The sequence below is a fragment of the Oleiphilus sp. HI0079 genome, assembly GCF_001635105.1.
Genome location: NZ_LWFT01000320.1, coordinates 1 through 221, shown reverse-complemented (window position 1 = coordinate 221; position 221 = coordinate 1). Strand labels below are relative to the sequence as shown.

Sequence of the window (221 nt, the reverse complement as noted above, 5' to 3'; positions counted from 1 at the left end):
CGTGCGACTGCGCTGTTGGTGTAGCGCGGCGAAGGTTCCACCAAATGCCATCATAAGTAGATAGCTAGTACAAAACATAAATGCATTAAGCAGTGGCTGTTGCAAAAATAAGAGTAAGGCGAAACAGCAAAGCACAACAATATTGAGGATGCGCGCTTGTTTTAGGGGCAGGGCAATGTAGGTAAACAGGCCCAGAGGAATAACCCAGTACATCATATCGG

General features: G+C 46.6%; 1 pseudogene. It reads right to left on the bottom strand.

The features are described from left to right. A pseudogene (locus A3750_RS26760) lies at positions 1-221 on the bottom strand (hypothetical protein); the annotation flags it as partial.